Genomic DNA, 283 nt, shown 5'->3' with positions numbered 1-283 from the left:
GTTCTTCGCGTTGATTCGAATTAAACCACATGCTCCACCGCTTGTGCGGGCCCCCGTCACTTCCTTTGAGTTTCAGCCTTGCGGCCGTACTCCCCAGGCGGAGTGCTTAATGAGTTAACTTCAGCACAAAAGGGCGGAAACCCTCTAACACTTAGCACTCATCGTTTACGGCGTGGACGACCAGGGTATCTAATCCTGTTTGCTCCCCACGCTTTCGCGCCTCAGTGTCAGTTACAGACCAGAAAGTCGCCTTCGCCACTGGTGTTCCTCCATAACTCTACGC

At 53.7% G+C, this 283-nt stretch carries 1 rRNA gene; it reads right to left on the bottom strand.

Annotated features, from left to right (window positions below):
• A 16S ribosomal RNA gene (locus ACSG5Z_RS32205) occupies positions 1-283 on the bottom strand; the annotation flags it as partial.

The sequence above is a fragment of the Bacillus pretiosus genome, assembly GCF_051294775.1.
GTDB classification, from domain to species: Bacteria; Bacillota; Bacilli; order Bacillales; family Bacillaceae_G; genus Bacillus_A; species Bacillus_A wiedmannii.
The sequence above is the reverse complement of the archived record's forward strand: the minus strand, read 5'-3'. Positions and strand labels throughout refer to the sequence as shown.